The 13,604-nt window shown below is 28.3% G+C and carries 11 protein-coding genes; 1 reads left to right on the top strand and 10 read right to left on the bottom strand.

Annotation, left to right across the window (positions count from 1 at the left end; translation table 11 throughout):
* Positions 1-104: 104 nt before the first annotated feature.
* Genes IR151_RS07245 through IR151_RS07230 form a run of 4 tightly spaced genes read right to left on the bottom strand, consistent with a single transcriptional unit; the run spans position 105 to position 3,743 of the window.
* Positions 105-1,193 carry an ABC transporter substrate-binding protein gene (locus IR151_RS07245; protein WP_227433849.1) on the bottom strand — a complete coding sequence of 363 codons (1,089 nt, stop codon included), beginning with the start codon at positions 1,191-1,193 and terminating at the stop codon, positions 105-107.
* A gap of 19 nt (positions 1,194-1,212) precedes the next feature.
* A complete protein-coding gene (locus IR151_RS07240) occupies positions 1,213-1,992 on the bottom strand; it encodes an ABC transporter ATP-binding protein (RefSeq protein WP_227433848.1) in 780 nt (259 codons plus the stop codon).
* A 1-nt stretch (position 1,993) separates the two neighbouring features.
* Positions 1,994-3,004, bottom strand: a complete 1,011-nt coding sequence (locus tag IR151_RS07235; RefSeq protein ID WP_413926636.1) for a FecCD family ABC transporter permease — start codon at positions 3,002-3,004, stop codon at positions 1,994-1,996.
* A 4-nt stretch (positions 3,005-3,008) separates the two neighbouring features.
* The gene (locus tag IR151_RS07230) at positions 3,009-3,743 is read right to left on the bottom strand and encodes an enolase N-terminal-like fold-containing protein (protein ID WP_227433847.1); all 735 of its coding nucleotides are present in this window, start codon (positions 3,741-3,743) and stop codon (positions 3,009-3,011) included.
* A gap of 545 nt (positions 3,744-4,288) precedes the next feature.
* On the opposite strand from IR151_RS07230, the gene IR151_RS07225 reads away from it, so the two are divergent.
* The gene (locus tag IR151_RS07225) at positions 4,289-4,687 is read left to right on the top strand and encodes a (deoxy)nucleoside triphosphate pyrophosphohydrolase (protein ID WP_413927354.1); all 399 of its coding nucleotides are present in this window, start codon (positions 4,289-4,291) and stop codon (positions 4,685-4,687) included.
* An 18-nt stretch (positions 4,688-4,705) separates the two neighbouring features.
* Here the strand turns inward: IR151_RS07225 and IR151_RS07220 are convergent, their stop codons facing one another.
* The 6 genes from IR151_RS07220 to IR151_RS07195 all read right to left on the bottom strand — a co-directional run bounded on the left by IR151_RS07220 (position 4,706) and on the right by IR151_RS07195 (position 13,520).
* Positions 4,706-7,528, bottom strand: coding sequence for a DEAD/DEAH box helicase (locus IR151_RS07220; RefSeq protein ID WP_227433845.1), 2,823 nt, complete (start codon positions 7,526-7,528; stop codon positions 4,706-4,708).
* 168 nt (positions 7,529-7,696) lie between these two features.
* Positions 7,697-9,337 (bottom strand): PTS transporter subunit EIIC, encoded by a 1,641-nt coding sequence (locus tag IR151_RS07215; protein WP_227433844.1) that lies wholly within the window; start codon positions 9,335-9,337, stop codon positions 7,697-7,699.
* Positions 9,338-9,357: 20 nt separating this feature from the next.
* Complete coding sequence (locus IR151_RS07210) at positions 9,358-10,761, bottom strand: Sapep family Mn(2+)-dependent dipeptidase (RefSeq protein ID WP_227433843.1); 1,404 nt, start codon at positions 10,759-10,761, stop codon at positions 9,358-9,360.
* A 265-nt stretch (positions 10,762-11,026) separates the two neighbouring features.
* Complete coding sequence (locus IR151_RS07205; protein ID WP_227433842.1) at positions 11,027-11,518, bottom strand: PTS glucose transporter subunit IIA; 492 nt, start codon at positions 11,516-11,518, stop codon at positions 11,027-11,029.
* Positions 11,519-11,543: 25 nt separating this feature from the next.
* Positions 11,544-12,356, bottom strand: a complete 813-nt coding sequence (locus IR151_RS07200) for a Cof-type HAD-IIB family hydrolase (RefSeq protein ID WP_227433841.1) — start codon at positions 12,354-12,356, stop codon at positions 11,544-11,546.
* 12 nt (positions 12,357-12,368) lie between these two features.
* Positions 12,369-13,520 carry an iron-containing alcohol dehydrogenase gene (locus IR151_RS07195; protein ID WP_227433840.1) on the bottom strand — a complete coding sequence of 384 codons (1,152 nt, stop codon included), beginning with the start codon at positions 13,518-13,520 and terminating at the stop codon, positions 12,369-12,371.
* Positions 13,521-13,604: the final 84 nt, after the last annotated feature.

Raw genomic sequence — 13,604 nt, 5'->3', positions numbered from 1 at the left:
TTACGAAAGAAAGTAGGTAAAATCCTACTTTCTTTTAATTTATGTCTATATATTATTTAATAACTTTATGCCTACACATTATTTAGTAACTTTATATCTATATATTATTTAATAGCGTTTTTAGTTAATTTGCTATATTGTTCATCACTTAAATCAACATGATAAAATAACTTATAAAATTCTTTTGTTTTTTCTTTTAAATCATAATTAAAATGCTCTGGATAAAGTATTTCAGATAGCCAAATCATACCCATATATCTATTTACAGATGGAGGGAATCCCATCCAATTATATGGCGTACTTGGTGCTTCATAGTATTTACCACTAGATATAGCACTTATTTTTTGCCATTCAGCTTGACTTCCTACTTTACTATATATACTCTGTGGTGCAAACACTATTACATCTGGATTCCATAAATATAATTGTTCTAACGATACTTCATTTCCATTGCCTTTACTTGATGGGTCATTGAGCTTTGCAACATTATTTGCAAGTATATTAATAATCTCAGAGTGGAAAGACCCTTCTGCGATTATATTTGTTCCTGTGTCTCCTACGCAATAAGCAAAGTTTACTTTATTCTTATCACCTATTTTCTTCATCGTTTCTACAGTTGTATCATAAGTAGTTTTACAGTAATCAGCTAATACTTTTGCATTATCTTCTACATTTAAGATTTCTCCTAGCTTAGTGTAACATTCTGACATATTAGCAGTTGTAGCTTCTATAAATATAGTTGGTATACCTGTTTGTTCTTGTATAGAATCTAAATCTTCTTTCATGCTACCTTTCTTCTCACCTATATCGATAATTACTTGTGGTCCTGCTGCTGCAAGGGCTTCCATATTTAAATCTCCCTTACCATAAAATTGACCAAAAACAGGAAGACTAGTATACTTTTTATCCACATAGTCTTTTGAATCCTCTGTCCAATCTCCTGATAGTCCAACTAGCTTATCTGGTGCTACTGAAAATAGTACGATTTGTGCTAAACTTCCTGAAGGTGCTATTTTTTCAATATTTGCTGGAATCTCAACTTTTCTACCTACTGAATCAGTAAACATTATTGTTTTAGATGCATTTTTATCCTCTTTTTTTTCTTTAGCATCACCATTTGACGATGTACATCCAACTAAAGATGTTATTACTAAAGTTAGTACCAATAACAATGATAATAATTTCTTTTTCATTTTATCCCCCTTAAGTAAATTATATAGTTACACTTTTTGGTATGCAGACTCTAATTTTATCATCATATAAGCTGTTTAATTCTACATCTATGTTATATAATTTTTTAATTAGGCCAGAATTAATTATGTACTTAGGCACACCAAAAGCTAATATTTCATGATTGTATAAAGCTAAAACCTTGTCTGCATACAAAAAGGCTTGGTCTGGATTATGTGTTGACTGAATTATTATATATCCATCCCTTGTTAATTCTTTTACTGTATTTAATACTCTAATTTGATTACCATAATCTAAATCAGAGGTTGGCTCGTCCATAATAAGTATCTTTGCATTTTGAGCTAAAGCTCTTGCAATAAGTACTAATTGTCTTTCTCCTCCACTTAAATTTATAAAATTCCTATCTTTTAAATAAGAAATTCCTATTTTGTCTAAAGATTCTTCAACTATTTCCATTTGTTTTTTAGTAGGTTTAGACATAGGTGAAATTTGTGATGTTGTTCCCATCAATACCATTTCAACAACAGAATAACTAAATACAGGATTATGAGACTGAGGGATATAAGCTATTTTTCTTGCTAGATTCTTAATTTTGTAATCCTTCAAGTTTTTTCCATCCAATAATATTTCACCTTTATATCCTTTTAATAACTGAAGTATACACTTAAACATAGTACTTTTCCCTGCACCATTAGGTCCTAATATACATAGTAACTGACTACCTTCAACATTAAAGGATATTTGATTAAGTACATTTTGATTTTTATAAAAATAACTGAGATCTTTAACTTCTAAAATCATATTAATCCCCTCTTTTCGTAATCAGATATATGAAAAATGGTACACCAATAAACGATGTTAATATACCTATAGGTATCTCACTAGTCCATAAATTTCTAGATACATTATCAACTAACAACAAAAACGATGCTCCAAACATAGCTGATGTTGGCAATAAATAAACAAAATTATTTCCAACTAATCTTCTAGATAAATGTGGTATTACAAGACCAACCCAACCTATCATTCCACTTACAGCAACGCTTGCAGAAGTTAAAAGTGTAGCACATATAATAGTAATAAATCTTATACACTTTGTATTTATCCCCATCGTTCTTGCCTCATCTTCTCCTACAGTCAATATGTTTATTTGCCAGCTAATAAGTATTAGAGGTACTATACCTATTAACATAGGAATAATTGCAAATTTTATGTCAGATATTTTAGCACCTGATAAACTTCCCATTAACCAATATGTAATTGCAGGTAACTGGTCATTAGGGTCTGCTACAAGTTTTATAAAAGATGTACCTGAAGAAAATAATGAACTTACCATAATACCAGATAAAATTAAGCCTAACACTTTACTTCCCTTTGTTCTTTCACTTATTAAATAGACTAAAATTACAGTAATTAAACTAAAGATGAATGCACTAACTGTAACCTCTCTACCGCTTTTATAAAGAAATAATGCTAAAGCAGCTCCAAATGCTGCTCCTGATGATGCCCCTAGTATATCTGGTGATGCCATAGGATTTAAAAAAATATATTGATATGATGCTCCTGCAGCTGCCAATGCCCCACCTACTAAACATGCAAGTACTATTCTTGGTAATCTAACATTTAAAAATATAGTTTCCATGCTATCTGTCCAAAACTTATCTATATTACATATTTTCGAAACTAAAATTCCAAATACTTGATGTGGTTCTACTGGATATTTTCCAAGTGCTAATGATACTAATATCAATGTAATCAATATTATAACTAAACAAAACATAATTAATTTATTACTTTTTGCACTCTTGTTCACTTATTTAATCCCCTTTTGTCTTTACTATTTTCATTATGTTACCTGTCTTTTCAATATCCTCATAAGGTGCACTTATTTTTACTAAATTAAAACATTTATCTATATCATCTACAACAAATCCACCTATATTTTTTATACCTAATTTTTTGAAATCTGAAGATATAGGTGTCGATATATCACAAATTATGCTTTCTTTATTAAGTGAATCATTTGCTATTTTTATTAAATGTTTATTAATAATTAAGTCTCCACCTAAATATGTACTATCATAGTTTTCTACTAAATATTCATATGCTGATATGTTGTAATCCTCTTCTACTATTTTTCTATTGAAAAAATCCACATCATATCTAAATTTAATTTTATTTTTATTTTGAAGATTTCCCTCTACTACTGCTATTTTTTTTGATGAATCATCAATCATGGAAATGAAATGATGATTAATTTTCTCTAGGCTTAATGTTTTATTGCAAATATTCTGATTATAATAAGAATTTATTGCTGCTAATCCTAAACTAGCTTCTATAAAATTCCAAGATTTAATTGACTTGCATAAATCTTTTAAAGACATATTTATTTTTATATCGTTTTCAAAAGGAAATCTTTTATCAGATAATAAATGACTAATACCTGCTCCATAATCTGTTATTACCATAGCAAACTCTGAGCCTATAATAAAATCTTTTACTCTTGTGTTTTCTGGTATTTTATCTATTAAATTATTATAAAACTCCCACATTTTGTCACCCCCTTCAAAGTAATTATATTATGTTTTATTATATTTAGCTATATTTTTTTGTATTTTTAGTTATGTTTCATTATGTTTTATCATGTTTAATTGTATTTTCGTATTTAACTACACAGTACAACTTTATAAAAACATCTTAATATTACATATCAAAGAATTTTTTATAAATTAATTCTTTTCACACCTTTTTAACGAATTTTCTAAGTATATAGGTTTTATCTATCTCATTTTCACTTATAACTTGTCCCACTATTTTTTTAAACCAAGTGCTTTGACAAATACAATAAGTTCATTTTTATCTCTTTTTACTAATATTGCATAATTGTTTAAGATTTAAATTATTTTAATATGTTCCTCCCTTTAATAAATATATTATTAAAAAATTTATAATTACTAAATACAGTCTTTATTCTATCTAAAATGATATTTTCTATTTATAAAAGTTCAAGAAATAAAAATATACTATTGTACTTACAATTAACTTTATAATTTTAAATTTGTTTAAATTTATTAATTATGGTATTTTATTTTATGAGGTGATTTCGTTGAAAAAAACAATAAAAGTAGTTGCTGCAATTATAGAAAATGAGAATAATGAAATTCTATGCGCTCTTAGAGCTCCAAATATGTCTCTACCAAATCATTGGGAATTTCCAGGTGGAAAAGTTAAAGAAGGAGAATCTTTATTTGATGCAATAGAAAGAGAAATACAAGAAGAATTAAGTTGTAAAGTAAAAGCAGATATTGTATTTGCTGAAAACACTCATGAATATGAAAAAATTATAGTAAACTTAATTGGTATAAAATGTTCATTAATAAAAGAGTTTCCTACACCTAATGAACACTCTAAGTTAATTTACCTTAAAAAGGAAAACTTAAGCTCTTTAGTATGGGCACCTGCAGATATCCCTATTGTAAAAGAGATAATGAAATAGGGATATATTAATATATCCCTATTTCATTATCTCTACTTTTTTTATAAATTCCCTATATATTTTAACAGGAACTTCTTGATGAAGTTTTATCTTCATGGTTATAGGTTTCTCCCCACTATATTCTACAGTGTCACCCTTACCTATATAAATATATGGTTGTGCTTTCTTATCTATTTCTTTATATTTTCTCACAAATAAGTGCAAGTTAACTTTTCTATCTTTATTATGAATTAAATTCTTACCTCTATCAGTCAACTGTCGTGTAGAATTTGGAGATTGCCACTGAAAATAATTTTGATTTAAAAATTTATCCTTATAATTTATCCTTTCGTCTATTCCTTCCTCTTTATGCAAATCTATAAATAGGAAATATTCATTCCCATTAACTAAAAGTCCACTACCCCTAAATGCAGAATGAATCTTTCTATAATTAGAAAGTAATGCTATATCAATCATTTTGTACTGTTCATATAATTTTAAGAATGGTACTCCATAGTAATCTTCTTTGAACTCTTTTTCATATCTAATAATCCCATAAGTAATAGCATCCTCTATATATTTTCTATATTTTTTATCATTAATTATTTGTGTAAATATACTACTTCTATATAAAGTATCACCTTTATACTCTATTAGTTTAACCTTACTTTTTATTATTGATGAATCGCAATATTGATGATTTAAACATTCAAAAGCATGAATTACACTATCAGGGTCTATTTTATTAATATACTTCAATATTTCATTACTTGCTATCTTTATGTTAATACTATTATGATTTAATAAATATTTAAGTATAATAAATTCATTTATTCTTTTTAAAGGTAAACTGGTATTTAATTCTTTTAATATTTTTTCAAAATTCTTATCCATTAATAATGTTTTTATACTATCATCCTTTTCTGTCTTACCTACAAAACTTAAATAAGTCCCATCTTTATCTATAAACTTAACTGGGTCTGGTGAAGCATCAAATTTTATATAATCTAATAAGAAATATGGTACTCTTCCTCCACATAAGATTTTGAATTGATTATATTCATCCTTCAAATATTGTGCTGACCTAAAATTTTCTCCATCAATTTGTGTTAGGATTCTTTCCTTAGAAATTTCATCAATTTGAATATGAGTACATCCTGGTATATTAGCAAAATCAGTACTTACAGCTACCTTTATGCTATCCTTATCATAATATCTTGCACCATTTAAAGCTATAGCTATTAAAAAAGTTTTCTTATGATTTCCTATAAAATCAAGTACTGTTAAAAATTCTTTATCTCCACTTTTTCTAAGCCCTCTCCCTAATTGTTGAATGAATATTATAGGAGATGCAGTAGGTCGTAACATTAAAATTGTATTTATAGAAGGTATGTCAACACCTTCATTAAAGATATCAACAGTAAATATAGCCTGCAAACTATCCTTATTACTTTCTAATAGTTTAATATATTCTTGCCTTTTATCAATAGAATCCTCACCACAAAGCGCAACACTATTTATACCTCTTTTCTTAAACTCTTCAGCCATATACCTTGCATGTTCTATATTTACACAGAATCCTAATAATTTTCTAAACTGTCCATCATGCCCATAAAAATTCATTTTTTCAATAATAAAATCTACTCTTTTGTGTATCATTAAACGTTTAGCTAACTCTGAGGTATCCTCTAAATTAACATTTTCTAAATCTACACCTTCAATATCTGTTATACCAAAGTAATGAAATGGTATTACTAAATCTTCTTCAAGTGCTTCATGCAATCTAACTTCTAAGGCAACATTATTATCAAAAAGCTCAAATACACTTAAACTATCACATCTCTCTGGAGTAGCTGTCATACCTAATATAAACTGAGGTTTAAAGTAATTCAAAATATTTAGATATGATTTACTAGCACTATGATGAGCTTCATCAATTATAATATAATCGAAACAATCCTCTTCAAACTCAGTGTAATACTTATTCATAGTCTGTATTGTTGCAAATAGATAATCTGCTTCAGAGTTTTTTTCATTACCAGTAAATAAACCTGTTTTTAAATTTATTCCTCTTAACAATCTATCAAATGTTTCCTTGGCTTTTTTTAAAATTTCTTCCCTATGAACTATAAATAATAATCTCTTCGGTTTAAATTCCATTACATCAAATGCGGACATATATGTCTTTCCTGTTCCAGTAGCTGCAATAACTAAGGCTTTATTTTCTCCATGAGCCCTTAGCCTTTCTAGATTTTCCATAGCTTTTATTTGCATCTTATTAGGTCTGATAGGTACAAAATTATCAAACACCATTTTTCTTTTTAATTCTGTTCTTTTAATTTCATTTAAAAATAACATATATCTTTGTAACACTTCATCATTAAGATTTGAACTCATTTTCCAAAGGTTGTCATACTCTTTCAATGCATCTTTTAAAAATGGCTCCTCTTCTTTTGAAACTATCTTTACATTCCATTCTATATTGCTTTTTAATGCACTTTGAGTAATGTTTGAAGAACCTATTATAATTTTATAGTTGTCTTCATTTTCAAAAATGTATACCTTTGTATGAAAACCTTTTTCTCTATCTGCTATGAATATTTTCATATCTATATTATTAAATTCTTGTATTTTTTCTAATGCTTTTGGCTCTGTAAAATTTAGATATGTAGTAGTTATTATCTTACCTTCTACATTTTTTTCTTCCAATTCTTTAAATGTATCTAGCAACAACTGTACTCCACTATAATTTATAAAGGCTACACTAAAATAAAATGCTTTACATTCTTTTAAGCTTTTCTTTAATTCATTTAATAAATTACTATATTTTGAATTTATAATTAGTTGTTTTGACTCCTGCATTGTTTTCCCCTTAATTGTTATAAATATATTTAAATTATAGCATAAAAATAAATAAGAATCCTTATTTTCACTTGTATAGCTACTTAATTATTAGACATATCTTGCCTATTAAATAAATAAAAAAATAAAACCATACAAACTAATATAATTTGCATGGTTCTATATCTATTAATCTACACCTAACACAACTTTAATTTTAGATGCTATTGTAATAACTCTTGGCCCAAATATAACTTGAACTGAATTTTTCTTCCTAACAACTCCACTTGCACCTAGCTCATTTACCCAAAAACCATCTTCATAAAATCCATCTATTGAATTTAGCTCTACTCTAAGTCTAGTTGCGCAATTAGTAATATTTTTTATATTACCACTTCCTCCTAAACCTTCTATTATAGAATATACAAGTTCTGTGTCCTTGTCTTCTCCTGCATCATTAGCTATTGCTTTAACAGATTCTCCAGATTGTCTTTCTCTGTATTCTTTCTTACTATAAAGCTTAACTTCTTCTGAGCTTCTTCCTGGTGTCTTTATATCAAACTTCTTAATTGCCCATGTGAATATTACATAAGTAACTACAAAGAATATTGGTATTAAAAATAATAAAGGTAGTGCATCCACTTTCTGAGGTTGTAATAAATTTGGGAACATATTTCTAAATGATTCTCCCATTATAGATACATTAAACATTTCTGTAAATACATATGTTAATCCTGCTAGTGGAACATATACTACAAAGTACAATAATGGTGCAACAAATAAGAATGTATACTCTATAGGTTCTGTTACACCCACTAACATAGCAGTTACTATTGCTGGTATCAATATACTTATTGCTTTTTTCTTATTTACATTGTCAGATAACTTATACATAGCTAAAGCTGCTGCTGGTAATATTGCAAAATGTATTAGTAAACGTCCTGTTGTAAAGTTACGAGTTATGTATGATAGTGTATCTGGATCTCCCATTTGAGCTAACCTTATATTGTTAACACCTTCATAAATTGCTCCTCCTACTTCCATTGTTCCACCTACTCTTGTGTATTCTATAGGGAATGCAATTAAGTGGTGTATACCAAATGGCAGTAATGCTTTATCCATTGCTCCGAAAGTGAAAGTTCCTAATAATCCACTTGAACCTATCCAGTTACCAAGTTTAGATAATGCTAGACCTACTGGTGGCCATATGAAGTACATTGTTGTACCCAATACTATTGCCGCTATAAACATCATAATCATTGAAGACCTTGGACCTGAGAAAAAAGACAATGCACTAGGAAGTTCTGTGTCAACGAATTTGTTATGTATTGTACTAGCTACAAATCCTGCTATTATAGCTCCAAATATACTACAATCATATGAGAATATTCCTAAAAAAGAACCATATAAAGAACTTCGACTATATGCTTCAACCTCACTTAAGCCAGACTTCATAAATGCCTCTGCTGTAACTGTATCTGAGCTTATACCATGTGCTGATAATAATGTATTTATAACTGTGTGCATTCCTATGAATAAAACAACTCCTCCTAATGCACCCCATCCTTTTTCCTTTTTGGATAATCCAAAAGATATGCCAGTAACAAAGAATATTGGTAAATATCTCATTACCATAAATCCTAGGTCATTTATTACTTTAAAGAATACATTTATGAATGAACCTTCCTGTATTAATCCACTAAGCCCCAAGGCAGAAACGTTTTCCATATTTGCAAAAGCTGATCCTAATCCTATAAATACTCCTGCTACAACAAGTAATATGACAGGAATCATCATCGCTCCAGAAAGTACTTGTAATTTATCCTTCATAGTATCATTTCCTCCACTTTTTATTGAAATGCTAAATTATACAAGGCATATATATAAACCTCTATCGCTTTATATAGTGTATCTATACTTATATTTTCATTTGCCTTGTGTGAATTTGGTATATCTCCATCTATTGTAGGGCCAAATGCAACCCCATTTTCTAGTACTCTTGCATAAGATGCAGCTCCTTTTGTAAAAAGTTCTACTTCTTTTCCAAAACCTCGTTTATATGCATTTGACAATTTATTTATTAATTCACTATTTGGTTCTACATACAATAGTTTCAAATCTTTGTATGTATCAACTATTAAATTTTCTTTTTTCCCAACTTCATTAATTCTATTAGTTATAAATTCCAGACTTATCCCTTTAGGATATCTAAAATCTATTTTCATATTTAACTCATCTTTTTCTAAGAAAATACTCATTATACATAGTGTAGAAACTCCCATATTTACGTCTTCTGTATATAACCCCAATTTCTTTCCATGATTATCATCTGTAAAGTATGAATTTAAAATATCTTTTATTATGATTCCCTTATCATTTAGCCCCTTGATTTTATCTAAGTCCTTTGCTAAATTGAATGCACAGTTATACGACCTGTGTGGGTTTCTTGATAAAGCTCTTTCTCCTATATATCTTACTAATATTTTCTCTTCTTCAATTTCTTCTATCTCTGTATAATAAACTAATGACTTTATTAAATCTTTCTTATCATTAGTTTTAAAGATAGCTTCAATTTTATCACATACAAATCCATCTTCTTTGTTTGATTTTATCTCAACTAAATTATGATTTCTAAATTTATCTTCATTTATTTTTTTTCTTAGATTAAAGTATAAAATGCCTTTTTCTCCATTTACTATTGGGAAGTTACCATCTGGAGAAAATGCAAACTTTGGTTGTTCATTAATACTAAAGTAATGCTCCATACATTCCCAAGTTGTTTCTTCAGCTCCACCTACGATTAATCTAATTTTCCTCTTTGGTTTTATATTAAGTTTTCTTAAGAAAAGTAATGCATATAAAATTCCTACTAAAGGCCCTTTATTATCATTAACACCTCTTCCATAAAGATGATTATCTTTTTCACAAACATTAAAAGGATTACTCAGCCACAACTCTTTAGTATATACTGGTACAACATCTATATGATTAAGTACCCCCACTACCTCTTCACCTTCTCCATATTCTATGTGGATTGCATATCCATCAAAATCTTTTACAACAAAATTTTTATCTTTTGCTATTTGTATAAGCTTATCAAATGCCTTTCTTATTTCTATCCCAAATGGCTGATTTATATCTATGGTACTTTCATCTCTAATTGAAGGTATCTCAACTAGACTTCTAATATCATTTATGATACTTTCTTGATTGGATTTTAAATAATCAATAATTAGCTCTTTATTCACTATCATCTTAATTATTTATCACCCCTTTATATTAGTTTTACAAAGCATTTCAGTTCATATCTACATTATAAATTTTGAATATTGTTTTTTCAATATTTCAAATACTTCTCTAAATTACCATAATGATACGGTAAATAATCAACAGATTGCGACAAAATCATATTCTACCATTTATTATTATTTTAATTGAATCATCATATCTAAATTTAATGTGATTTTATTCAAGTAAAATCACTAAAAAAGATGTAGCCTTAACTACATCCTTTTATATCTACTCAACTTCCATTATTATGCTATTAGTATCTACCTCTATAGGCTCTAACCTCTCTTTTACTGTTCTTTTCACAGCATCAGCATCATTTATTATTACTACAGGAGTTATTATATTTAAATCATTTGATATTATAAGGTCTAAATCTACTTCCATTATTAAATCCTTAGCTTTTACCTTGTCTCCTGCTTTTACTTTGACATCAAATGGTTTTCCTTCTAGTGACATTGTATCTAAACCTATGTGTATTAATATATTTGTACCATCAATACTATTAATCATTAAAGCATGTTTTGCATCAAATATACTAACTATTTCACCATCGACGGGAGAATATAACTTACCTTCACTTGGTATTATAGCTACCCCATCACCCATCATCTTTTGAGCAAAAACTACATCTGGCACATCCTCTAAATTAACTAAACTCCCCTTAAAAGGACTGTATATCTTCTCAATCTTACTTTCTTTTTTCTTAAATATATTAAACATAATACACTCTCCACACTATAAAATTTTATGCCAATACTTTTCTTAAAGCCTTCGCTACACCATCATTTATATTTGTATCAGTTACAAAATCTGCCTTAGACTTTACTTCATCTGTAGCATTTCCCATAGCAATACCAAGACCTGCAAATTCAATCATAGATATATCATTTTCATTATCACCAATACAAATAACTTCTTTGCTATCTATTCCTAATATCTCACAAAACTTTTTTAATGCAATACCCTTTGATGTCCCTTTACTCATAACTTCAAAGTTTATCTTTCCAGAACTTACTACTTCTAAATCTTCTTGGCTTTTAAACTCTTCCTTCGCCTTTCTTAAAGACTCTGAATTTTCTGAGAAAAATATACATTTCAAAATCTCATCTTCAGCTCTTTCTAATAGAATTTCACAACTTGCATTTTCTATTATTTCAATTTTATCCTCTTCTTTATTTTTATTATTTACTAATCTATATGGATGTTCTTCTCCTATTTCATTGTTAGCTATAATTCTTTTACATCCCTTAAAATGTCTATTTAAATTATATTTTTCACCTATTCTATATATCTTCTCTAGCGCATCTTTACTTAAAATTTTCTTATACTCATATCCTGGTAAATTAAAATATGTTCCATTATTTGAGATAATATATATATTATCTCCTAAAACACTTGTAAAGTATTTCATGGCATTATAAGGTCTTCCAGTAACTAATGCTATCTTAATTCCCTTTTCCATAGCTTCTTTTAACGCCCTTATATTTTCTTCTGATATTTCAAATCCATTTCCCAATAAGGTTCCATCCATATCAGTACAAATTAATTTATAATTCATTTGTATCACATCCTAGTAAGATTTTTCTAATATTTCAACAAGGTCTTCTTTTTTTCCAAATGGTAAAAAACCTAAAACTGGACAACTTATTATTTCTTCTAATTGTTCTTTTGTTACATTAAACTCAGACATTTTTGTCTTAAGCCCTACTCTCTTCAAAAAACCTTCTATTTCATTTTTTAAAGCTTTAGCTGCTTCATTATCTTCTACTTTTTTTAATTCTTCATTAAACATTCTTGCTACTTTAGCAAATTTAGCTACATTATTTTCATAAAACTTTTCTGCAAATTCTGGAAACACTATAGCCAAAGCTTCACCATGAGGAATATGTGTAACTCCACCTATTATCTCACTTAGTGGATGTGGTGCTGCTGCTCCAGAATTTGCTAGCGAACTTCCACCTAATGTATCTGCTACTGCTAATTTTGTTCTATATTCTATATTGCTTTTTTCTTTCATTACCTTAGGCAAATAGTTAATAACTAATTCCATAGATTTTTCAGACATTATCTCTGTAAAATCGTTAGCATTTGGGTTTATGTAACTTTCAAATGCATGAGTAAAGGCATCAAATGCTGTTGATACAGTAATTCTCTCTGGTAAAGTTAGCATAAGTTCTGGGTCTATGATACATTCTCTTGAGAAACAATTTTGATGGAATATTGTATTTTTCTCACTTCCTCTTGATATTACTGCTGCTTGTGTAACTTGGCTTCCAGTTCCAGAAGTAGTTGATACAGCTATTAATGGTAATTCTTTTTCACTTACTTTATCATATATTTTAAATGCATTTGTATATGTACTAAACATATAATCCCAATCTATTTTTTCTAGTCCAAAAGTTAAGGCTAACATCTTAGCAGTATCTATACTAGAACCTCCACCAACGCCTAAAACAACATCTACAGATTCTTTTTTAGCTAGTTCAAATCCTTTATCTATTAGTTCTACAGTTGGATTTGGCTCTACTTTATCAAAGTGTACAACTTCTATACCCTTTTCTATTAAACCTAATCTAATTCTTTCATATAACTTGTCTAATGGCTCTACATTTGGAGTAGTAACTAATAAACATTTCTTTCCATATTTTTCTACTATTCTAGGTAACTCACTTAAAGTCCCTTGTCCAAAATTTATTCTTGATGGCTGATAAAAGTTAATCATATTTTTCCTCCCTTAAATTATTGATTTCATACTAAAATTATACCTATCACAGGATTTTTAAGGCAATACTTTAACTGTTAACTC

Source organism: Clostridioides sp. ES-S-0006-03 (genome assembly GCF_020662275.1).
Lineage (GTDB): Bacteria > Bacillota > Clostridia > Peptostreptococcales > Peptostreptococcaceae > Clostridioides.
The sequence above is the reverse complement of the archived record's forward strand: the minus strand, read 5'-3'. Positions and strand labels throughout refer to the sequence as shown.